Genomic DNA, 21319 nt, shown 5'->3' on the forward strand with positions numbered 1-21319 from the left:
AGCGCGCCGGATCAGGGCCGGCGCTGCGATGAACTGCGGATTGACGATAACAAACGGTCAATCCGCGCGCCGGGCTGCGCCGGGCAGGTCAGCGGTCGGTGAAGACGTCGTTCCAGCTGGCCCGTTCCGGCGCCGTCTGGGTTTGCAGGTAACCGACGTTGGCGACCTGGATGCGGGCGATTTCGTTCAGCGCTTCTTCCGAAAAGCCGGCCCGCTTGACGCCCCGGTCCTGCATCGACAGCGAATGCAGGTACTGGTGCAGGTGGCGCGGTTCGGTGCAGAACAGGCAGATGCGTTCCCACACGTGCGGATAGGACGTTTTCAAGGCGCCCTGCGGCGCCATGCCGGCCAGCGCTTCGAGCGTCAGGGTGCTGGCCCCGCGCGGGACGATGATGCTGTCGACCACGGGAATCGTATCGATGTGCTCGGGCTGGCCCGGTTGCGACAACGGCTCGCCGGCGTCACCCTCTTCCCTGGCCAGGTTCTCGGCCGAATAATCGGCCAGCGCGCGCAGGGTCTGTTCGGTCGACGGCAGGTTGTCCTTGGGCCAGCTGAAGCGGCGGATGCCGGCGCTGGCCATCAGGGCCGCGATGGGAATGGTGTCCGGATTGGCGCCCGGCGCCGGCGGCACGGTCAGCTCGATCACAAACAGCAGGTGCAGGCGGGCGTCGAAGACGGCGTAATCGACCTTGCGTCCGGACAGATGGTCCTGGTGGCTGCGCTTGATTTTCGGATCCGGATTGCTGGGGATCATGAGTTTGCTCAGCGCGACATCGGGGAAAATGTAGCACTTGGGCAGCGCGCGGCGCAGGCGGCCGTAGAACGCTTTTTGCTCGGTACCGAAAAAGCGCCGCTTCGTAAACGAAGGGACAGGCTCGGGTGCGGGTGCGGGTTTCTTTAACAGGCGGTTTAACATGGCGACAACGGCCCTGATCGTGGTTCAAGTCGATAGTGTGTATTTAATAATCATAATGCACAAGAAGAAAGCCGGTCAAAGCGAAAATATATGCTGTCCGCACGGAAATACGAAGCGACTCCACATCGTGGCGCGGGATTTGTATAGACCAATTTTATGCTGATTTCGACGAAGATCCGCCGAAATGTGCCAAGACGGGCATTTTTTGCACATACATACTTATACTTTTTACAACATCGGAGAAGTGATGAGTTTGATGCGTGCAAGTCTGACGGCGGCGGCCGGCGTGGTGCTGTCTCTGGCGGCGTTAACATCCCATGCGGCCATTCCGTACAAAGGCCATAGCTACGAATTCCGCCAGCCGGGCGGCGAGATGTTGAAGATTCGCCTCGATGGTAACGATTATTACGCCGAACAGCGCACCGAAGACGGCTCGCTGGTCATCTATGATCATGCCAAACGCGGCTTTTGCTACGCGCACGTGAACGCCACGGGCGACGAACTGGTTTCGAGCGGCGTACTGGCCACCAATGCCAAACTGCGTACCTTCAGCACCGCGCAGGACAAGCGCGAGCCGGGCCTGTCCACGGCCGCCAAGGCGCGCCTGGCCAAGCAGCGCTACCAAAAGATGCACGGACGCACCCTGGAACTGGCGCAGAGAACCACGTCCGCGATGATGGCCCCGAGCGCCGCGGCCACCGCCGCCGTGACCGGCCAGATGCGCGGCCTGACCGTGATCATCGATTTCTCGGACGCACCGGGCACGATCACCAAGCCGCAGGTCGAATCGTTCCTGAACGACGCCAGCTACACTGGCTTCGGCAATGCGCAATCGGTGCGCGGCTACTTCCTGGCCGCCTCGGGCAACAAGCTCGACTACACCAACACGGTCACCCGCTACTACCGCGCCAAGCGCCCCAAATCCTACTACACCGACAACAGCCTGGATGTCGGCCCGCGCGCCCAGGAACTGATCGTCGAAGCGCTGAACTGGGTCAAGAGCAGCGAAGGCTTCGACTTTTCCACGCTCAGCCGCGACAGCACCGGCCACATCCTCGGCCTGAACTTCTTCTATGCCGGCGAAGCGGACAGCCCGTGGTCGAAAGGCCTGTGGCCGCACATGGGCTGGATCGGCGAGAAGTTCTGCAGCAACGGCGCCTGTACCGGCAACTACCAGATCAGCGACATGGGCAAGCAACTGGCGATCGGCACCTTCGTGCATGAATCGGGCCACCTGATCATGGGCTGGCCCGACCTGTACGACTACGACGGCAGCTCGCAGGGCTCGGTAGCGAACTTCTGCGTGATGGGCTTCGGCGGCGTGGGCTACGAAAGCCAGTACCGTCCGACCCAGCCGGTCGGTTTCCTGCGCTACCTGGCGGGATGGGACACGGCGATCGAACTCAATCCGGCGATCAACCGCAGCGCGCCGACCGGACGCCTGTCGATGGCGGCCAACGGCCACTCGCTGTACCGCTGGAGCAATCCGGCCAACCCGGCCGAAGCGTTTTACGTGGAAGCGATCCACAAGAGCGAGCAGAACCTGTACCAGCCCGACCAGGGCCTGGCCGTGTTCCACATCGACCCGACCGGCACCAACGATACCGAATGGAAGCCGTACATCCAGATGGAACACGCGGACGGCAAGCGCGATCCGGAAAACAATGTGAACCAGGGCGACGCCAACGACCTGTACGACGGCGTGGCAACGCGCGCCTTCAACGCCAGCATGCCGAATGCGCTGACCAGCAAGGGCACCAATTCCCTGTGGTGGAGCGGTTATGCGTCGGGCTTTGCGCTGTCGAACATCAGCGTGCCGGGCAAGACGGTGAGCTTCGACCTCGGCACGGCCACGCCGACCCCGGCCGCCGATGTGTATAACGGCACCCTGGCCGAAAAAGGCGAAGCGATCCATCCATCGCCCTGGTTCGAGTACAAGGGCGGCACCCTGGCGGCCGTCATGAGCGGGCCGGCCGGCACCGACTTCGACCTGCGCCTGGAACAGTGGCAGAACAACGGCACCACCAATCTGTGGGTCAACGTGGCCGAATCGACCGGCGACGCCTCGCAGGAAGCGCTCACTTTCAAGGCCCCGGCCGGTTACTACCGGATCGTGATCTCGTCGTATAGTGGCGCCGGCAAGTACAAGCTGAGCGTCACCAAGTAATCCCCCCGCAGGCTTGATCGTTGCTCAAAGCCACACTTCCGCTCACCGGAAGTGTGGCTTTTTCGTCATCGCTGCGCACCATACTGTGCCGTATTTATCAGGCCGGGCGGACAAATTGAACAAATTGCATCTTTGCCGCCCCCGCTGGGTATTTCCCCATATGCATTAGGGATAGTATCAGCACGCCTGAAGGCTTGCTGCAGGGCGGAATTGACCCTTTTCCGTCTCATGAGCAAAGCGCCGGACCACATCCTGACCGGCGCGCCCGAGATCGATCACAACAATGACAAGGAGCGAGACAATGTTTGTACAACACAAAACCATCGTACTGGCCGGGCTGATCAGCGCCTGTTTCAGCAGCATCGGCTATGCAAAGCAAGCCGATCAAGGCCATACGCACGAACGCCTGAAACAGGCGCCGATGCCGCACGCGCGCCAGAGCCTGCCGCCGACGGTCGAGCAACAGCGCTTTAACGTGGCGCCGACCACCAAACCGCGCCTGGACCTGATGCCCAACAAGCCCGAGCTTGGCCGCATGAGCATGATGGCCGCCACGCCCGAGTGCAAGAACATGGATACCTTGACCAGCTACAACGGCGCCGCACTGGCCGATTACTTGGCCGCCATGCCCGACGTGGAGTGCACCTATCCCCTGTTTTCGCTGAACGCCACGCAAGCCGCCAAGGCTTATTCGGCCGCCAACATGAGTGCTGTCGCGACCCGCTTCGCACGCGAAGCGAGCACTTACAACGCCAGCAACCGCGCGCTGGCCAACCTGGCGCTGTACTTGCGCGCCGGTTACTACCTGGGCAGCGGCGGCACCATCGCCACGCCGCCGGCCGCGCTCACGGCATCGCTGCGCGCACCGATCAAGAACCTGGTCGAGGGCACGGTGCTGTACAAGAGCAACCCGGTGGCCGGCAGCACCGCGTCCGAAGTCATCAAGCTGATCACCAACACCCAGGACGAAGCGTATTTCCTGCCATCGATGAAACAGCTGGTGGGGCGCTTCACTAACTCACCGAGCAATCCGAATGCGGTTGATGCGATCAAGCAAAGCGACGCCGCTGGCGGCCTGACCTCGGCCTTGACGGTGCTGTTCTACGCCCATGGGCGGCCGGACGCGCTGCCGCTGCTGCAAAGCGACACCAGCTATCCGGTGGCGTTGAACAACTTCGTGGTGAAAAACAAGACAGCACTGCTGGGCACGGCGACCGCCTACATGCTCAACGATGCCGCCAATGAAACCTTCCGCTTCATGCAGTACGCGGCGCAAAAAGCCACGGTCAAGCCGATGGTGCAAGCGACCCTGGCCAGCAGCAGCATGACCGGAGCCGACAGCGCGCTCTGGCTGGCGGCAGCCTCGGCCGTCAAATACTATGACAACGCCAACTGCGGCCAGTACGGCACCTGCGGCTACGAGCAGAAACTGGCCGACACGGTGCTCAAGGTCAGCTACACCTGCAGCCCGACCCTGCGCATCAGGGCACAAGAGATGACCACCGCCCAACTGCAGTCATCCTGCGCCATCCTGCAAAAGGAAGAAGGCTACTTCCACGACATGCTGCAAACCAAACGGGTGCCAGTCGCCAATGACAAGAACACCTCGCTGGAACTGGTGGTGTTCGACGATTACGCCAATTACGGTAAATACGCGTCGGTTATCTACGATATCGATACCAATAACGGCGGCATGTACCTCGAAGGCAACCCGGAGTCGTCGACCAACCAGGCGCGCTTTATCGCCCACGAAGCGTCGTGGCTGCGGCCGAACTTCTCGGTCTGGAACCTGGAGCATGAATATGTGCACTACCTGGACGGGCGCTTCAATATGTTCGGCGACTTCGGCGCGGCCGTGTCCAAGCCGACCGTATGGTGGATCGAGGGCATCGGCGAGTATCTGTCCCTGCGCAACAATAATCAGGCATCAATCGACAAGGCGCGCACCGGCACCTACAAGCTGAGCGAGATTTTCGGCAACACCTATTCGATGGGCGACTATACCGACCGCGCGTATCGCTGGGGTTACATGGCAACCCGCTTCATGGTGGAAAAGCACCGCAGCGATGTGGATGCGGTGCTGGGCAAGTTCCGGGTCGGCGATTACGATGGCTACCAGAACTACATGGCGTATATCGGCACCCGTTACGACGCCGAGTTTGCGGGCTGGGTCAAGACGGCCACCACCGCCGGCGAACCGCCGCTGCCGCAGGTGAACCTGCCGGCGTGTAATCAGGGCAGCTATCTGGGCAAGAACTGCTCGATTACCGGCTTCACGTCGTCGAGCGAAAGCTACGCCCACATCCTGCTGCCGGCCGGCGCCAGGAACCTGCGCTTGTTTACCAGCGGCGGCAGCGGCAATGCGGACATGTACGTGGCACGCGGACGCTATCCGTCGACCACCTCGTACGATGCCGCATCGGTCACCAGCGGTAACAGCGAGAGCATCAACATCGCCGCGCCGGCCAGCGGCCAGTGGTACTACATCATGCTCAAGGCCGCGCCGAGTTTTAACGGCGTGACCATCAGCGCGACGTACGACTGATGACACCTCGCCGCGCGGGCGACTTGCGCCTGCGCGGCATGGTCATTGTGAGGTGGTACAGTAGAGATATGAGAAAAATCATTGCGGACCTCAAACGCGCATTCATGCTGGCCATTTGTCTGGCGACAAGTAGTGCAGCGACAGCTGCAGCGCCATCTATCGACCTCGGCAAGATACACCCCCAAGGACTGACGCGTTCGCAAGCCAGGCAGGTACTGGTATTTGTGTTAACGCGGGAAGGCTACGGCCTGAAAAAACGTGGCGTCTTTATCGAAGACCTGACCGGCGATGACGGGAGATTGTCGCCACCGGGATACGTCAGTTTTGGCCTGAGCTACGACACCCCGAAACAAGGTGCGACGGCAATCTGGGGCTTGTTTGCCGTCAGCGTGTCGAGCGGTGAAATGTGGGAAATCAATACGTGCGAAAAGTTTTCCTTTCCCGCTCTCCTGCGGATTCAAGCTGCGGTACGGGCTGCAACGAATATCTCCGAGGCGCACGAGCGCATCGAACGCCGGGGATTGGGCTGTACCGACTGACCTACCTGACACAGCATGCGTTGTTATCCGCATGAGCGATGGTTTAACAAGATACTGACGTAAAAAAGGCAGCCTCGGCTGCCTTTTTCGCTATGGCGGGTTTGAGCCCGCCAGTTGCTTAACGCTTGTTGCGGAAGCGCTGAATTGCCTGCAATTGGGCAATCGCAGCCGCCATCTCGGCTTGCGCCTTGGCGTAATCGATCTTCGATACCTTGTTGACCATTGCTTCTTCGGCCGCTTTTTTGGCGGCCAGTGCTTTTGCTTCGTCCAGGTCGCCACCGCGAATCGCGGTGTCTGCCAGCACGGTCACGCCGTTCGGCTGCACTTCCAGGATGCCGCCAGCGACGAAGACGAACTCTTCTTCAGCCTGGCCAGCCACCTTGATCCGTACCGCACCCGGCTTGATGCGCGTGATCAGCGGGGTGTGCTTGGGATAAATCCCCAGCTCGCCTGCTTCACCCGGCAACGCGACGAACTCGGCTTCGCCCGAAAAAATACTGGCTTCGGCCGATACCACGTCAACGTGAAATGTGTTTGCCATGTGTGTCCTATCGGGTTCCGGCGCCCCGCTGAATCAGCGCGGCGCCTTCGCCTGTCTTAGTTGAGCTTCTTGGCTTTTTCGATTGCTTCTTCGATCGTGCCAACCATGTAGAACGCTTGCTCAGGCAGGTGATCCAGTTCGCCCGATGCGATCATCTTGAAGCCTTTGATCGTGTCTTTCAGCGAAACGTATTTGCCTGGAGCACCGGTAAACACTTCAGCAACGTGGAATGGCTGCGACAGGAAACGCTGCATCTTACGTGCGCGCGCGACCAGCAGTTTGTCTTCCGGTGCCAGCTCGTCCATACCCAGAATCGCGATAATGTCGCGCAATTCCTTGTAGCGCTGCAGGGTGCCCTGAACAGCGCGCGCGGTGTCGTAGTGTTCCTGGCCGACGACGAGCGGGTCCAGCTGGCGCGAGGTCGAGTCGAGTGGGTCGACCGCAGGGTAGATACCCAGCGAGGCGATGTCACGCGACAGGGCAACGGTCGAATCCAGGTGGGCAAAGGTGGTTGCCGGCGATGGATCGGTGTAATCATCCGCAGGGACGTACACGGCCTGGATCGAGGTGATCGAACCGGTCTTGGTCGAGGTGATGCGCTCTTGCAGACGGCCCATCTCTTCGGCCAGGGTTGGCTGGTAACCCACGGCGGACGGCATACGGCCCAGCAGCGCCGACACTTCGGTACCGGCCAGGGTGAAGCGGTAGATGTTGTCCACGAAGAACAGAACGTCTTTGCCTTCGTCACGGAACGATTCAGCGATCGTCAGGCCGGTCAGCGCCACGCGCAGACGGTTACCCGGCGGTTCATTCATCTGACCGTAGACCATCGCCACTTTGGAGTTCTCTGGATTTTCCAGATCGACCACTTTGGCATCAGCCATCTCGTGGTAGAAGTCGTTACCCTCGCGAGTACGCTCACCCACGCCGGCAAACACGGATACGCCCGAGTGTGCTTTTGCGATGTTGTTGATCAGTTCCATCATGTTCACGGTCTTGCCTACACCAGCACCGCCGAACAGACCGACTTTACCGCCTTTGGCGAACGGGCAAACAAGGTCAATCACCTTGATGCCGGTTTCCAGCAGGTCTTGCGATGGCGACAGTTCGTCGTACGCAGGCGCCACGCGGTGGATCGATGCGGTTTGCGCGTGCGACACCGGACCGCACTCGTCGATCGGGTTGCCCAGCACGTCCATAATACGGCCCAGGGTCGCTTTGCCGACCGGTACCATGATTGGCTTGCCGGTGTTCTGGATTACCATGCCGCGACGCAGACCGTCGGAGGTACCCAGTGCAATGGTACGGACAATGCCGTCGCCCAGCTGCTGTTGTACTTCCAGGGTCAGTTCGGAGCCTGCCATTTTCAGTGCGTCGAAAACCTTCGGCATTGCATTGCGTGGGAACTCAACGTCCACCACAGCGCCGATACACTGAACGATTTTGCCATCAGCCATGTTCGTTCCTTCAATAGTATTTAAATTCGGGTTTAGACCGCGGCCGCACCGGCGACGATCTCGGAGAGTTCTTTGGTAATCGCAGCCTGGCGGGTCTTGTTATAGATCAGCTTCAGATCGCCGATGACGCTGCCGGCGTTGTCGCTTGCCGCTTTCATCGCCACCATCCGCGCCGATTGCTCGGACGCGAGGTTTTCGGCCACTGACTGATACACCAGCGCTTCCACATACCGCACCAGCAGTTCGTCGATCACGGTCTGCGCTTCCGGCTCGTAGATGTAGTCCCATGCGTGACTACTCTTGTCGCCTTCCAGCTTGTCGGCGGTCAGCGGCAGCAGCTGCTCGACCATCGGGATTTGCTTCATCGTGTTTACGAACTTGGTGTAGCAGATATAGACTGCGTCCAGCTCACCTTCCTCGTAGCGGTCGAGCATGACCTTGATCGGCCCGATCAGCTTGTCGAGGTGGACCGTATCGCCGATCTGGATCGCATGCGACACGACCTTCACGCCAACGCGGTTCATGAAACCCAAACCTTTGTTGCCAATGGCAACCGCTTCAATCTTGTTGCCAGCCGTTTCCAGCTCGCGGGTCTTTTGCGTCAACAGACGCAAGATGTTGGTGTTCATGCCGCCGCACAGACCTTTGTCGGTCGTGATGACGATGAAACCAACGGTCTTCGCTTTCACGTCCTTGCCTTGCGCCATGAACGGATGCGTGTATTCCGGATTCGCCGTAGCCAGATGCGAGGTGATGTTACGAATCTTGTCACTGTAAGGGCGAGCGGCGCGCATCCGGTCCTGCGCCTTGCGCATTTTGGACGCGGCGACCATTTCCATCGCCTTCGTGATCTTCTTCGTATTCTCTACGCTCTTGATCTTGTTACGTATCTCTTTGCCTACTGCCATGAGTCCTTACTCCTTTTGCGCTATCGGGGGCCGCGTACGGCCGGCCCCTCTAGACAATTAATATGCGCCGGATTTCTTGAAGTCAGCAATGGCTGCGGCCATGGCGGCTTCGCCATCCTTGTCCAGTTGCTTGGTTTCTTCGATCTTGGCCAGGAGAGCAGCTTGCTTGGTCTTCATGTAGCCGTGCAGACCGGATTCGAACGCCAGTACGCGTTTGACTTCGACGTCATCGAAGTAACCTTTGTTCACTGCGAACAGGGTCACGGCCATGATCGAGATCGACATTGGCGAATACTGAGCCTGCTTGAGCAGTTCGGTGACGCGCGCGCCACGGTCGAGCTGCTTGCGGGTCGATTCGTCCAGGTCGGAAGCGAACTGCGCGAACGCAGCCAGTTCACGGTACTGCGCCAGATCGGTACGGATACCGCCGGACAGGCCCTTGATGACCTTGGTCTGGGCGGCGCCACCGACGCGCGATACCGAAATACCGGCGTTAATCGCAGGACGGATACCCGAGTTGAACAGCGAGGTGTCCAGGAAAATCTGGCCGTCGGTAATCGAAATCACGTTGGTTGGAACGAACGCCGAAACGTCGCCAGCCTGGGTTTCGATGATCGGCAGTGCGGTCAGCGAACCGGTCTTGCCTTTGACGGCGCCACCGGTGAAGTCTTCGACGTATTTTGCGTTTACACGTGCTGCGCGCTCGAGCAGGCGGCTGTGCAGGTAGAACACGTCGCCTGGGTAGGCTTCGCGGCCTGGTGGACGGCGCAGCAGCAGCGAAATTTGACGATAAGCGACGGCTTGCTTGGACAGGTCATCGTAGACGATCAGTGCGTCTTCGCCGCGGTCACGGAAGTATTCGCCCATGGCGCAACCGGAGTACGCGGAAATGTATTGCATTGCAGCCGACTCGGAAGCCGATGCTGCGACGACGATGGTGTATTCCATCGCGCCGTGCGTCTCGAGCGAGCGCACGATGTTTTTGATGGTCGATGCCTTCTGGCCGATCGCGACGTAGATACACGTCATGTTCTGGCCCTTCTGGTTGATGATCGCATCGATCGCGACAGCCGATTTACCGGTCTGGCGGTCACCAATGATCAGCTCGCGCTGGCCACGGCCGATTGGTACCATCGAGTCGATCGACTTCAGGCCGGTCTGCATTGGCTGCGACACGGACTCACGGGCGATCACGCCCGGTGCGATTTTTTCGATGGCGGCGGTCAGCTTGGCGTTGACAGGACCCTTGCCGTCGATCGGCTGGCCCAGGGCGTTGACAACGCGGCCCTTGAGTTCAGGACCGATTGGCACTTCCAGGATGCGGCCGGTGGTCTTCACGGTGTCGCCTTCGGAAATGTGCTCGTAAGCACCCAGAATCACGGCGCCGACGGAGTCGCGCTCGAGGTTCATCGCCAGGCCAAAGGTATTGCCCGGGAATTCCAGCATCTCGCCCTGCATCACGTCCGACAGGCCATGGATACGGCAGATACCGTCGGCTACGGAGATTACCGTGCCCTGATTGCGAATGTCAGCCGAACCCTCGAGGCCTTGGATCCGGCTTTTGATCAGTTCGCTGATTTCAGATGAATTAAGTTGCATGCTAACTCCTAATAGTTTCTTGATGCGTAAGGCAAGGGCGTCTGCGCCGGCGCGTTGTGCGAGTCTGGAACGCGATCGTTACGCTGTCAGCGCAACTTGCATCTGTTGCAGCTTGGCGCGTACCGAGGTATCGAGCACTTCATCACCGACGACCACGCGCACACCACCGATCAGCGAGGGATCCACTGTCACCGTTGGGTTGAGCTTGCGGCCAAATTTCTTTTCCAGCGTCGCGACCAGTTGCGCAACCTGCGGCTGGGCAATCTCGAAGGCGCTGGTGATGTTGGCGTCTGCGGCACCGGCATTCGTGTTCTTGAGCACCTGGAACTGGGCATAGATTTCCGGCAGCAGCGACACGCGGTGGTTTTCCACCAGCATGGCAACGAAGTTGCTTACTTCCGCAGTCGCTGGCGACTTCAGCAGCGACACGATGGTCGAAGCGACATCGGCAGCGGCCACGTTCGGGTTGGCCGCGTAGGCCAGCACATCGTGGTGAGCGCCGAGCTGGGCCAGCTCGGACAACACTTCGGACCAGGCCGCCACGTTGCCTTGCTGGGCAACGCGGTACAGGGCTTCGGCGTAAGGACGGGCGACGGTTGCGAGTTCGGCCATGATTACAGCTCGACCGACAATTGCGACAGCAGGTCGGCGTGAGCCGCTGCGTTCACTTCGCGCTTGAGGATCTGCTCGGCGCCTTTGACGGCGAGGGCAGCGACCTGGCCACGCAGTTCTTCGCGCGCGCGGGTAACTTGTTGCTCGGCTTCAGCTTTGGCGGACGCGATGATGCGGGCTGCTTCGTCAGCAGCTGCTTTCTTGGCGTCGTCGAGGATCATGGCGGCGCGTTTTTCGGCGTCGATGATGCGCTTTTGACCTTCATCACGGGCAGCGGCCAGATCTTTCTGGACTTGCTCATGGGCTTTCTGCATTTCTTCCTTGCCGCGGTCAGCTGCGGCCAGGCCGTTCGAGATCCTCTGGATGCGCTCGTCGAGCGCTTTCATCAGTGGGGGCCACACGAATTTCATCGTGAAACCAGCCAGGATGAAGAAGACCACGAACTGGGCAAACAAGGTTGCGTTTAAGTTCACGGTGTTTTCCTTCTCACAAAAACGGATGCCGAACCGCGAGGTTCGGCCATTCTTTGACTGCGATGTCCGGCTTAATTAAGCGTGGAACGGATTTGCGAATGCGAACAGCATTGCGATACCAACACCGATCAGGAACGCTGCATCGATCAGACCAGCCAGCAGGAACATTTTGGTTTGCAGGGTGTTCATCAGTTCAGGCTGACGAGCCGAAGCTTCGAGGTATTTGCCGCCCATGATAGCGATACCGATACAAGCGCCGATAGCGCCCAGACCGATGATCAAACCGCAAGCCAGAGCAACAAAAGAATAGTCAGTCATGAGAGTTCCTTCAAAAAGTAAATTAAAAAATTGAAAACTAAAAAATTACAAAGTTTGCTTACTACCACTATGTTTCGATTCCGTTCGATCTGCGCCGATCAGTGGCCTTCATGCGCCTGGCCGATATACACCAGCGTGAGCATCATGAAAATGAACGCCTGCAGGAACACGATCAGGATGTGGAAGATAGCCCAGACCGAACCGGCGATGACGTGGCCGACAAAGCCGAACGTCGTAGCCATCGCACCCAACAAAGCGATCAACAGGAACAGCAGTTCGCCAGCAAACATGTTGCCGAACAGTCGCATGCCGAGCGACACGGTTTTTGCTGCGTACTCAATCACGTTCAACAGCAGGTTGAACGGCGCCATGGCGATGCCGAATGGTGCGGAAAACAGTTCGTGAATCCAGCCGCCGAAACCCTTGATCTTGATGCTGTAGTAGATCATCAAGGCGAACACGCCCAGGGCGATGCCCAGCGAGCCGTTCAGATCGGCGGTCGGAACCACGCGGTGATACGGGAAGATATGTTCAATACCAAGAAGTTTAAACAGACCGGAGAACATATCGACTGGCAAGAAGTCCAGCGAATTCATCAGTGCAACCCAGACGAACACGGTCAGTGCCAGCGGCGCGATGAAGCTGCGGTCGCCATGGACGATGTCCTTGGCCTGGTTGTCGACCATCTCGAAGACCATTTCGACAGCCGCCTGGAAGCGGGTCGGCACACCGGCGGTGGCTTTGCGCGCGGCCAGCCACATGATCAGGCAACCGAGCACGCCCATCGTGATGGACCAGAACAGCGTGTCCATATTGATGATCGAGAAATCGATCACATTATCCTGGTGCTTGGTCGAAAAGTGAGCCAAGTGGTGCTGGATGTATTCTGATGCCGTTGGAGCGTGGTGCGCTCCGCCTTCAACTGTTGGACTCGTCATGTCAGTGCCTAAATATTAAGAATATGTAACTTTTCAGCGCCGCGATGAAGCCGCCAATCATGGCGAACACATTCAAGTCGCGGTACAGCGAGAAGGTGGCGGCAATCAGCGCCACCGTCAAAGCAATCTTTATGAATTCCCAGATAAAAAACGATATCGGGTCGGCCCCGCCGGGTTTCTGCGCGCTGGCGAACAGGCGCACCGCGAACACCGCATTGGGCAAGACACAACACAATCCGCCGAACACCGCCGAAAACATCGCAGCCCATCCCCCCAGAAGCGCGGCGATGATGCCGACGACGACTGTAACCATCAATTGCAGGGAGACTAAGCGCAACATGTTGTATTCCTTGCGCCAGCCATATGAGTGCCGTGTTTCGGTGTCTGAATTATGTGAATCAGCGGGATTATAAGTGCTTATGCTCGGGTGCGTCAAACGTTGCTGCACTGTGAATGAGACTGATTGTGTTCAAAAACCACGCATTTTTATGCAATTTGCACTAAACGGGGGCGAACTGCTGGTTTGTGCGAAATGTTAACTAGAAGCAACATCTTGCGTGATAATGGTCGAACTTCGCCGATCCCGGGGTTGCGGGAATCGACGACGTTGTCGGCTTATGCGCGCAAGCGCGCCAGTACGCCGTCCAGAATATCCAGATCGGCAAAGTCGATGATCATCTGTCCCCTGCCCTTCGCACCCATCTTGAACAACACCGGCGTGGCCAGCTTGTCGGACAGCTCTTCTTCCAACCGGGCAATATCTCCCGATTTTTCCTTCTGGCGCATGGTGCTCGGGCTGGCCTGCTCTTCCAGCTCCCTGGCCACCAGCTTTTCGGTCTCGCGTACCGACAGGCGCTTCGCCACCACCTGGTTGGCCAGTGCGATCTGGCTGGCCGGGTCCACCGCCAGCAAGGCGCGCGCGTGACCCATGTCCACATCGCCGGCCATGAGCATGGTTTGCACCGGCGCCGCCAGATTCATCAGACGCAGCAAGTTCGACACCGCGCTGCGCGAACGCCCCACGGCGGTCGCCGCCTGCTCGTGCGTGAAATTGAAGTCCGAGATCAGGCGATGAATCCCCTGCGCCTCTTCCAGCGGATTGAGGTCTTCGCGCTGGATGTTCTCGATCAGCGCCATTGCGGCGGCGGCCTGGTCGTCCACATCGCGCACCAGCACCGGGATTTCGTTCAGCCCGGCCAGCTGCGCCGCGCGGAAGCGCCGTTCGCCGGCGATGATCTCGTAGCGCAGCGCGCCGGTCAGCGTGTCCTGCCCGATCGGGCGCACCAGCACCGGTTGCATGATGCCCTGGGTTTTGATCGAGGCGGCCAGCTCGTTGAGCGCCCCTTCGTCCATGCGCGTGCGCGGCTGGTATTTACCGGCCTGCATCTGGTGCACGGCCAGGACCGACGGCGCATCGGGCTTGGCGCCCTCGCCATCGCCGCCCAGCAGCGCGTCGAGCCCGCGACCGAGCCCCTTGAGTTTTTTGGTTGCCATATATATGTGCTGCCTATTTTGTGTGATGCGTATGTTTACATTGTCTTGATGCGTTCGACCATCTCGGCGCCAAAGGCGATGTAGGCTTGCGCCCCTTTCGAGGACGGATCGAACACCACGCCCGGCACGCCGTACGACGGCGCTTCGGCCAGGCGCACGTTGCGCGGGATGATGGTATTGAAGACCTTGTCGCCGAAGTGCTGCTCCAGCTGGGCCGAGACCTGCTGCGACAGCGTCATGCGCGGATCGAACATGACCCGAAGCAGGCCAATGATCTTCAGGTCGGTGTTCAGGTTGGCGTGCACCTTCTTGATGGTGTTGACCAGGTCCGACAACCCTTCCAGCGCGTAGTACTCGCACTGCATCGGAATGATCACGCCATGCGCGGCGCACAGGCCGTTCAGGGTCAGCATCGACAAGGCCGGCGGGCAGTCGATGAGGATGAAGTCGTAGTCCTTGTCGACCGAGGCCAGCGCATCCTTCAGGCGGCGCTCGCGGTTTTCCAGTTCGACCATCTCGACTTCGGCGCCGGCCAGTTCGCGGTTCGACGGCAGCACGTCGAAGCGCCCCGCTTCCGAGCGCGTGCGCGCCGCGCTCACCTCGGCCTCGCCCAGCAGCACTTCATAGGTCGATGCCTTCAGGCCGGCCTTGTTGATGCCTGCGCCCATGGTCGCGTTGCCCTGCGGGTCCAGGTCGACCAGCAGCACGCGCTGGTCCAGCTTGGCCAGCCCCGCCGACAGGTTAACGCTGGTGGTGGTCTTGCCTACGCCGCCCTTTTGATTTGCAACGCAAAATATTTTCGCCATGTATGCTCTTATGATAGTTTTGATGCAAACAATTTATACTGTTTTAATCGTATAAATCGTTTATTCGATTTATACAGTTAAAACGATATAAATCATTTATACGATTTATACTGTTTACTTGTTATTTTCGATAAAAACCAGATGCCGTTCCGCTTGCAGCCCTGGAACCTGGATAGGCCGCAATTCGCTCACTTTCCAGTCGCTCGGCAGCCGCTCCTGTTCGTCCGCCGGCGCCGTGCCTTTCAGGGCGATGAATTTGCCGCCCTCGGCCAGCAGGTGTCCGGACCAGTTCACAAAGTCCGACAGGTCGGCGAAAGCGCGCGAGGTGATGACGTCGAATTTGTGCGGCACCTGCAATTGCTCCACCCTTGCCGTGTGCACGGTCACATTGGCCAGGCCCAGTTCGGCTTTGACTTGCGTGAGGAAGGCGGTTTTCTTGTGTACGGTGTCGATCAGCGCCACTAACATGCTCGGCCGGGCAATCGCCAGCACGATGCCGGGCAAGCCGCCCCCTGCCCCGACGTCCAGTACACTGGTCGCGCCCTCAAAAGCGGATACGGCGGCCAGAGAATCGAGCGCATGGTGGGTCGCCATCTGCATCGGATCGCGCACCGAGGTCAGGTTGTACACCGAATTCCATTTGTGCAGCAGTGCCAGGTAGTCGAGCAGTTGCCCGTGTTGCTGTTCGTTCAGGTCCAGCTTGAGTTCTTTGATGCCATTGGCCAGCACCGGCGCAATGGCGTTACGGTCGAAAAACTTCATCCTGCCAACTCCTCGTTGAGGGTGGCAAAGCCTTTTGCGCCCCGTTTTTTCAAATGCACCAACAGCAGCGAAATGGCCGCCGGCGTGACGCCCGAGATGCGCGAAGCCTGCCCCAGGGTTTCCGGACGCTGCTTGTCGAGCTTCTGGCGCACCTCGATCGACAGCGCGCTGATGTCGAGGTAGTCGAATCCGGCAGGCAGTTTCAGGTTTTCGTAGTGGTCGTGACGTTCCACTTCCTTGGCCTGGCGGTCGATATAGCCGGCATATTTGAGCTGGATTTCGACCTGTTCCTTGACTGCGGGATCCTCCACGCCGGGACCGGCCAGGGCCTGGCCTTCCACGCCGGACAGGCCCATCAGCTTGTCGTAGTCCACCCCCGGGCGGCGCAACAGGTCGGCCAGCGAGTATTCGCGCTCGATGGCCTGGCCGATGACCCTTTCCGATTCGGTGCTGGCGAGGATGCGCGGGTTAACCCACGTGGTGCGCAGGCGCTCCAGTTCCACGGCGACCGCTTCGCGCTTGCGCTCGAAGGCTTCCCACTGAGCGTCGCCAACGCAGCCGAGTTTGCGGCCGATTTCGGTCAGGCGCATGTCGGCATTGTCTTCGCGCAGGCTCAGGCGGAACTCGGCGCGGCTGGTGAACATGCGGTACGGCTCGGCCACGCCTTGCGTCGTCAAGTCATCCACCAGCACGCCGAGGTAGGCTTCGGAACGGCCCGGAACCCAGGCATCCTGGCCCTTGGTCAGCAGCGCCGCATTGATACCTGCCAGCATGCCTTGCGCCGCCGCCTCTTCGTAACCGGTGGTGCCGTTGATCTGGCCGGCAAAGAACAGGCCCTGCACAGCCTTGGTTTCGAGCGAGGTTTTCAGGCCGCGCGGGTCGAAGTAATCGTATTCGATGGCATAGCCAGGGCGCAGGATGAAGGCGTTTTCCATGCCCTTCATCGAGCGCACCAGGGCGATCTGCACGTCGAACGGCAGGCTGGTCGAGATCCCGTTTGGATAGAATTCGTTGGTGGTCAGGCCTTCCGGCTCGAGGAAAATCTGGTGCGATTCCTTGCCCGAGAAGCGGTGAATCTTGTCTTCGATCGACGGGCAGTAACGCGGCCCGACGCCTTCGATGACGCCGGTGTACATCGGGCTGCGGTCCAGACCGGCACGGATAATGTCGTGCGTTTGCGCATTGGTATGCGTAACCCAGCACGGCACCTGGCGCGGGTGCATGCCGGTGTTGCCCATGACCGAGAATACCGGCACCGGATCGAGGTCGCCCGGCTGCTCGGCCATCTGCGAAAAGTCGATGCTGCGGCCGTCGATGCGCGGCGGCGTGCCGGTCTTCAGGCGGCCTTGCGGCAGCTTCATTTCCTTCAGGCGGGCCGAGAGCGAAATCGCCGGTGGATCGCCAGCGCGGCCGGCCGAGTAGTTTTGCAGGCCGACGTGGATTTTCCCGTCGAGGAAAGTGCCGGCCGTCAGCACCACCGCGCGGGCGCGGAACTTGATGCCGATCTGGGTCACGGCGCCGACCACGCGGTCGCCTTCGAGCATCAGGTCGTCAACGGCCTGCTGGAACAGCCACAGGTTCGGCTGGTTCTCCAGGCGCGAACGGATGGCTTGCTTGTACAGGATGCGGTCGGCTTGCGCGCGGGTAGCGCGTACGGCAGGACCTTTGGACGAGTTCAGGATACGGAACTGGATACCGGATTCGTCCGTGGCAATCGCCATGGCGCCGCCCATGGCGTCGACTTCCTTGACCAGATGGCCCTTGCCGATGCCGCCGATGGATGGGTTGCAAGACATCTGGCCGAGCGTCTCAATGTTATGGGTAAGCAGCAAAGTCTTCTGGCCCATACGGGCAGAAGCGAGCGCAGCCTCGGTGCCGGCATGGCCGCCGCCGACGACGATGACGTCGAATTCAGTTGGAAATAGCATGATGGAGTGTAGAGCGAGGGGATATGAGGCCCGATTATAGAGTCTTTTCAGACCCCCTACGCTTTTACCCCTTGAATCTGCAATTTTGTCGCAACGGAGTGTTTCACGTGGAACGCACTATTTGACGAATATGGATGGTTTCACGTGGAACATCCGCACCAGCCTCTGCGCTGTTCCACGTGAAACCACTACCACTTCACGATGGCGTCGTAGCTGGTTTTCACGATCAGAAGGCTGACCACCACAAGGAACAGCTTGCGCACAAACGCGCTCCCATGCTTGATCGCCAGCTTGGTGCCGACCAGCGAACCGGCCACCTGGCACACCGCCATCATCAGACCGAGTTGCCAGAGGATATGACCGCTGTAGCCAAACCACATCAGCGCCGACAGATTGCACGCCACGTTGACCACCTTGGCGGCGGCGGAAGCGCTGAGGAAATCGAAGCCGAAAAACCGCACATACAGGAACAGTAAAAAGCTGCCGGTGCCGGGACCAAAGAAGCCGTCATAGAAACCAATGGCGGCGCCAATACCGACCGCCACCCAGCGCTCGGTCGCGCCGCTATGCAAGGGCGCGTGGACGCTGCCGAAATCCTTTTTGCGGAAGGTGTACACCGCCACCGCAACCAGCACGAACGGCAGCAAAGTCCGCACAAAATCGGCCGGCACCTTGGTCACCGTATACGCACCGGCGAACGACAGCAGCAAGGCCGATACCGCCGCCGGCGCCGCCGCGCTCCACGCCACCCTCACCTTGCGCGCGTAGTTGACGGCCGCAGCACCCGTACCGAAGATGCCAGCAAACTTGCTCGTGCCCAGCAAGGTCGCCGGGATTTCACGTGAAAACACCGAGAACAGCACCGGCACCTGGATCAATCCACCTCCGCCCACAACAGCATCCACCAAGCCGGCGAGGAACGCCGCGCATCCGAGTAAGGCAAAATCGACCATGGGTTTTCCAGAAAGGGAGGACTGAACAGCACAGCCAGATATTGTACGTAAGAAATCTCATCGACGTACCGCAGCGCCATTTTCCTGCCTGGCGCGCCAATGGTGTAAGCTTTTCACATCTCCCATCGACCAGCAGGTGCGCAATGACCGAGTCCGCCGAGTTCAGTTTCAGTACCGTTCCCCACCTTGTCTCCGGTCCCGGCGCGAGCAGCCGGCTCGGTTCCCTGGTCCGCAGCCACTTTCCGGATGCCCGCCGCGCGCTCATCGTAACCGACCCGGGCTTCCTGGGCACCGGCCTGGTCGGCGCTCCGCAGCGCTCGCTGGAACAGGAAAATGTGGCGGTGCACGTCTGGTCCGACGTCGTTGCCGATCCGCCGGAATCGGTGGTGCTGCAAGCGGTGGAGGTAGCGCGCCGCCACGAAACCGATCTCGTCATCGGCCTGGGCGGCGGCAGTTCGATGGATGTGGCCAAGCTGATCGCGGTGCTGGCCGGCAGCGACCAGCCGCTCAGCCAGATCTACGGGATCGGCAATGTGCGCGGCAAACGGCTGCCGCTGGTGCAGATTCCCACGACCGCCGGCACCGGATCGGAAGTGACCAACATCGCCATCGTCACCACCGGCGCGACCACCAAGATGGGTGTGGTCGCACCGCAGCTGTATGCCGACCTGGCGATCCTGGACGCGCAGCTCACGCTCGGCCTGCCGCCCCTGGTGACGGCGGCGACCGGCATCGATGCGATGGTGCACGCCATCGAAGCCTTCACCAGCAAGCACAAGAAGAACCCGATGTCGGACAATCTGGCACGCCAGGCATTGTCGCACCTGTCGCGTAAGCTGCTGCGCGCCTGCGAGCACGGCGGCGATCTGGACGCGCGCCAGGCGATGCTGCTCGGCGCCTGCTTTGCCGGCCAGGCATTTTCCAATGCGCCGGTGGCGGCGGTGCACGCCCTCGCTTATCCGATCGGCGGGATATTTCACGTGCCACATGGCTTGTCGAACTCGCTGGTGCTGCCGCATGTGCTGCGCTTTAACCTGTCGCACGCCAGCGCGCATTACGCCGAACTGGCCGGCATCATCGACCCGCACGTGAGCGGCAGCGAAGAAGCGCGCGCCCATGCGCTGGTCAATGCGATGGAACAGATTGCTGTAAAAACCGGCATCCAGACCACACTGCGCCAGGTCGGCGTGAGCGCAGCCGATATTGACAAGCTCGCCGACGATGCGATGCTGCAAACCCGTCTGCTCGGCAACAACCCGCGCGAACTGACGCGCGACGATATCCACAGCATCTACAGCGCCGCCTACTGACTCAGCTCATCACGGCGCCGCCATCGACGTTGAGCGTCTGCGCCGTGATGTACGCCGACTCGTCGCTGGCCAGGAAAATCGCCGCGCCGGCCACATCGCCCGGCGTGCCCATGCGTCCGAGCGGCACCGCCAGGCCCACCGCCCGCTTCTTCTCGCCCGGCTGCAACTGTTCGTAGCGCGCGAACAGCGCGTCCACATGGTCCCACATGGGCGTGTCCACCACCCCCGGCGAAATGGCGTTGACGCGGATGCCATGCGGCGCCATCGCCAGCGCCGCCGACTGGGTGTAGCTGATCACCGCCGCCTTGCTCGCGCAATAGTGCGCCACCAGCGCTTCGCCGCGCCGCCCCGCCTGGGATGCCAGGTTGATGATGGCGCCGGTGCGGCCCGCATCCACCATCGTCCGCAGCACCTGCTGCATCACGATGAACATGCCCTTCACGTTGACCTCGAAGATGCGTTCGTACATCGCCAGGTCCGATTCCAGCAAGGGCGCCATGTCGAACACGGCGGCATTGTTGAACAGGATATCGATGGGGCCGAAGCGTTCGGCGGCCAGCGCCAGCATGGCCGCGACTGCGCCGGCGTCGCGCACGTCGGCATCCAGGTAGTGCAACTGGTCCGGATAGCGCGCCGTCAAAGGCGCCAGCGCGGCCGGGGGCGCGCCAGCCAGATCGACCACGCTGCAACGCGCTCCCTCGGCCAGGTAAGCCTCGGCCACCGCCAGCCCGATCCCGCCACCGGCGCCGGTCAGCAGTGCGTGCTTCGATGCAAGCCGGTTCCTGCTTGCGTGCTGGGTCGACATCATCATCAATCTCCTTGGGGTTTGGTCGTGCTGAAAAGTCTAGCAACGATCAGGCCGCGCACCTGATACGGCATACGCAATAGTCGATACTTTTATCCAAGCCGCATCGGTGGTCTGTACAGGGGCGAGCATGGATGAGCCCGGTGCAAAAAAGTATCGACACTAGGAGTTGCAGTATCAGAAAGTATCGGTGTCTGGTGCTACATTCTGTACACGGTGCAAACCTTGCATTGAATATAAAAAGCAAA

Annotated in this window: 20 protein-coding genes; 4 read left to right on the forward strand and 16 right to left on the reverse strand. The window is 60.2% G+C overall.

Annotated features, from left to right (window positions below; translation table 11 throughout):
- Positions 1 to 88 precede the first annotated feature (88 nt).
- Positions 89 to 916 (reverse strand): DUF2726 domain-containing protein, encoded by an 828-nt coding sequence (locus F1609_RS19145; RefSeq protein WP_167078105.1) that lies wholly within the window; start codon positions 914 to 916, stop codon positions 89 to 91.
- 247 nt (positions 917 to 1163) lie between these two features.
- Between F1609_RS19145 and F1609_RS19150 the strand changes: the two genes are divergently transcribed.
- The 3 genes from F1609_RS19150 to F1609_RS19160 all read left to right on the forward strand — a co-directional run bounded on the left by F1609_RS19150 (position 1164) and on the right by F1609_RS19160 (position 6167).
- On the forward strand, positions 1164 to 3083 hold the full coding sequence (locus F1609_RS19150; RefSeq protein WP_196785460.1) for a M6 family metalloprotease domain-containing protein: 1920 nt from the start codon (positions 1164 to 1166) through the stop codon (positions 3081 to 3083).
- Positions 3084 to 3384: 301 nt separating this feature from the next.
- On the forward strand, positions 3385 to 5628 hold the full coding sequence (locus F1609_RS19155) for a M9 family metallopeptidase (RefSeq protein ID WP_167078107.1): 2244 nt from the start codon (positions 3385 to 3387) through the stop codon (positions 5626 to 5628).
- 68 nt (positions 5629 to 5696) lie between these two features.
- The gene (locus F1609_RS19160; protein WP_167078108.1) at positions 5697 to 6167 is read left to right on the forward strand and encodes a Tgi2PP family T6SS immunity protein; all 471 of its coding nucleotides are present in this window, start codon (positions 5697 to 5699) and stop codon (positions 6165 to 6167) included.
- 118 nt (positions 6168 to 6285) lie between these two features.
- Here F1609_RS19160 and F1609_RS19165 read toward each other — a convergent pair whose 3' ends face one another.
- The 14 genes from F1609_RS19165 to F1609_RS19230 form a co-directional block, all read right to left on the reverse strand.
- Positions 6286 to 6708, reverse strand: a complete 423-nt coding sequence (locus F1609_RS19165) for a F0F1 ATP synthase subunit epsilon (protein ID WP_099873373.1) — start codon at positions 6706 to 6708, stop codon at positions 6286 to 6288.
- 56 nt (positions 6709 to 6764) lie between these two features.
- Positions 6765 to 8165 (reverse strand): F0F1 ATP synthase subunit beta, encoded by a 1401-nt coding sequence (gene atpD / locus F1609_RS19170; protein ID WP_054265482.1) that lies wholly within the window; start codon positions 8163 to 8165, stop codon positions 6765 to 6767.
- Positions 8166 to 8197: 32 nt separating this feature from the next.
- Entirely contained in the window at positions 8198 to 9073 is an 876-nt protein-coding gene (gene atpG, locus F1609_RS19175; RefSeq protein ID WP_166889069.1) for a F0F1 ATP synthase subunit gamma, read from the reverse strand.
- A 57-nt stretch (positions 9074 to 9130) separates the two neighbouring features.
- Positions 9131 to 10672 (reverse strand): F0F1 ATP synthase subunit alpha, encoded by a 1542-nt coding sequence (gene atpA / locus F1609_RS19180; RefSeq protein WP_167078109.1) that lies wholly within the window; start codon positions 10670 to 10672, stop codon positions 9131 to 9133.
- 78 nt (positions 10673 to 10750) lie between these two features.
- Complete coding sequence (locus F1609_RS19185) at positions 10751 to 11284, reverse strand: F0F1 ATP synthase subunit delta (protein ID WP_167078110.1); 534 nt, start codon at positions 11282 to 11284, stop codon at positions 10751 to 10753.
- Between the two features lie 2 nt (positions 11285 to 11286).
- Positions 11287 to 11757, reverse strand: a complete 471-nt coding sequence (locus F1609_RS19190; RefSeq protein ID WP_166882471.1) for a F0F1 ATP synthase subunit B — start codon at positions 11755 to 11757, stop codon at positions 11287 to 11289.
- A 75-nt stretch (positions 11758 to 11832) separates the two neighbouring features.
- The gene (gene atpE, locus F1609_RS19195) at positions 11833 to 12075 is read right to left on the reverse strand and encodes a F0F1 ATP synthase subunit C (protein ID WP_073221179.1); all 243 of its coding nucleotides are present in this window, start codon (positions 12073 to 12075) and stop codon (positions 11833 to 11835) included.
- Positions 12076 to 12173: 98 nt separating this feature from the next.
- Entirely contained in the window at positions 12174 to 13013 is an 840-nt protein-coding gene (atpB, locus tag F1609_RS19200; protein WP_167078111.1) for a F0F1 ATP synthase subunit A, read from the reverse strand.
- Between the two features lies 1 nt (position 13014).
- Positions 13015 to 13353: an ATP synthase subunit I gene (locus tag F1609_RS19205; protein ID WP_167078113.1), complete on the reverse strand. Its 339-nt coding sequence runs from the start codon at positions 13351 to 13353 to the stop codon at positions 13015 to 13017.
- A gap of 275 nt (positions 13354 to 13628) precedes the next feature.
- On the reverse strand, positions 13629 to 14507 hold the full coding sequence (locus F1609_RS19210; RefSeq protein ID WP_167078115.1) for a ParB/RepB/Spo0J family partition protein: 879 nt from the start codon (positions 14505 to 14507) through the stop codon (positions 13629 to 13631).
- 35 nt (positions 14508 to 14542) lie between these two features.
- Positions 14543 to 15313 (reverse strand): ParA family protein, encoded by a 771-nt coding sequence (locus tag F1609_RS19215; protein ID WP_166889083.1) that lies wholly within the window; start codon positions 15311 to 15313, stop codon positions 14543 to 14545.
- Positions 15314 to 15427: 114 nt separating this feature from the next.
- Positions 15428 to 16075, reverse strand: coding sequence for a 16S rRNA (guanine(527)-N(7))-methyltransferase RsmG (gene rsmG / locus F1609_RS19220; RefSeq protein ID WP_167078117.1), 648 nt, complete (start codon positions 16073 to 16075; stop codon positions 15428 to 15430).
- Positions 16072 to 18003, reverse strand: a complete 1932-nt coding sequence (gene mnmG, locus F1609_RS19225; protein ID WP_167078119.1) for a tRNA uridine-5-carboxymethylaminomethyl(34) synthesis enzyme MnmG — start codon at positions 18001 to 18003, stop codon at positions 16072 to 16074. The genes rsmG and mnmG overlap by 4 nt, the downstream gene beginning before the upstream one ends.
- 188 nt (positions 18004 to 18191) lie before the next feature.
- The gene (locus F1609_RS19230; RefSeq protein WP_167078121.1) at positions 18192 to 18956 is read right to left on the reverse strand and encodes a sulfite exporter TauE/SafE family protein; all 765 of its coding nucleotides are present in this window, start codon (positions 18954 to 18956) and stop codon (positions 18192 to 18194) included.
- A 143-nt stretch (positions 18957 to 19099) separates the two neighbouring features.
- Between F1609_RS19230 and F1609_RS19235 the strand changes: the two genes are divergently transcribed.
- Positions 19100 to 20266, forward strand: a complete 1167-nt coding sequence (locus tag F1609_RS19235; RefSeq protein WP_167078123.1) for an iron-containing alcohol dehydrogenase — start codon at positions 19100 to 19102, stop codon at positions 20264 to 20266.
- 1 nt (position 20267) lies between these two features.
- Here the strand turns inward: F1609_RS19235 and F1609_RS19240 are convergent, their stop codons facing one another.
- Positions 20268 to 21071: an L-iditol 2-dehydrogenase gene (locus F1609_RS19240; RefSeq protein WP_167078205.1), complete on the reverse strand. Its 804-nt coding sequence runs from the start codon at positions 21069 to 21071 to the stop codon at positions 20268 to 20270.
- Between the last annotated feature and the right edge of the window lie 248 nt (positions 21072 to 21319).

The sequence above is a fragment of the Massilia aquatica genome (assembly GCF_011682045.1).
GTDB classification, from domain to species: Bacteria; Pseudomonadota; Gammaproteobacteria; order Burkholderiales; family Burkholderiaceae_D; genus Telluria_A; species Telluria_A aquatica.

Coding starts and splice junctions, on each gene's coding strand:
- F1609_RS19235 (WP_167078123.1), top strand. CDS start 19,100: ATGACCGAGTCCGCCGAGTTCAGTTTCAGTACCGTTCCCCACCTTGTC.
- F1609_RS19165 (WP_099873373.1), bottom strand. CDS start 6,708: ATGGCAAACACATTTCACGTTGACGTGGTATCGGCCGAAGCCAGTATT.
- F1609_RS19160 (WP_167078108.1), top strand. CDS start 5,697: ATGAGAAAAATCATTGCGGACCTCAAACGCGCATTCATGCTGGCCATT.
- F1609_RS19145 (WP_167078105.1), bottom strand. CDS start 916: ATGTTAAACCGCCTGTTAAAGAAACCCGCACCCGCACCCGAGCCTGTC.
- F1609_RS19185 (WP_167078110.1), bottom strand. CDS start 11,284: ATGGCCGAACTCGCAACCGTCGCCCGTCCTTACGCCGAAGCCCTGTAC.
- F1609_RS19150 (WP_196785460.1), top strand. CDS start 1,164: ATGAGTTTGATGCGTGCAAGTCTGACGGCGGCGGCCGGCGTGGTGCTG.
- F1609_RS19205 (WP_167078113.1), bottom strand. CDS start 13,353: ATGTTGCGCTTAGTCTCCCTGCAATTGATGGTTACAGTCGTCGTCGGC.
- atpB (WP_167078111.1), bottom strand. CDS start 13,013: ATGACGAGTCCAACAGTTGAAGGCGGAGCGCACCACGCTCCAACGGCA.
- F1609_RS19230 (WP_167078121.1), bottom strand. CDS start 18,956: ATGGTCGATTTTGCCTTACTCGGATGCGCGGCGTTCCTCGCCGGCTTG.
- mnmG (WP_167078119.1), bottom strand. CDS start 18,003: ATGCTATTTCCAACTGAATTCGACGTCATCGTCGTCGGCGGCGGCCAT.
- atpG (WP_166889069.1), bottom strand. CDS start 9,073: ATGGCAGTAGGCAAAGAGATACGTAACAAGATCAAGAGCGTAGAGAAT.
- atpD (WP_054265482.1), bottom strand. CDS start 8,165: ATGGCTGATGGCAAAATCGTTCAGTGTATCGGCGCTGTGGTGGACGTT.
- atpA (WP_167078109.1), bottom strand. CDS start 10,672: ATGCAACTTAATTCATCTGAAATCAGCGAACTGATCAAAAGCCGGATC.
- F1609_RS19155 (WP_167078107.1), top strand. CDS start 3,385: ATGTTTGTACAACACAAAACCATCGTACTGGCCGGGCTGATCAGCGCC.
- rsmG (WP_167078117.1), bottom strand. CDS start 16,075: ATGAAGTTTTTCGACCGTAACGCCATTGCGCCGGTGCTGGCCAATGGC.
- atpE (WP_073221179.1), bottom strand. CDS start 12,075: ATGACTGACTATTCTTTTGTTGCTCTGGCTTGCGGTTTGATCATCGGT.
- F1609_RS19240 (WP_167078205.1), bottom strand. CDS start 21,071: ATGTCGACCCAGCACGCAAGCAGGAACCGGCTTGCATCGAAGCACGCA.
- F1609_RS19215 (WP_166889083.1), bottom strand. CDS start 15,313: ATGGCGAAAATATTTTGCGTTGCAAATCAAAAGGGCGGCGTAGGCAAG.
- F1609_RS19210 (WP_167078115.1), bottom strand. CDS start 14,507: ATGGCAACCAAAAAACTCAAGGGGCTCGGTCGCGGGCTCGACGCGCTG.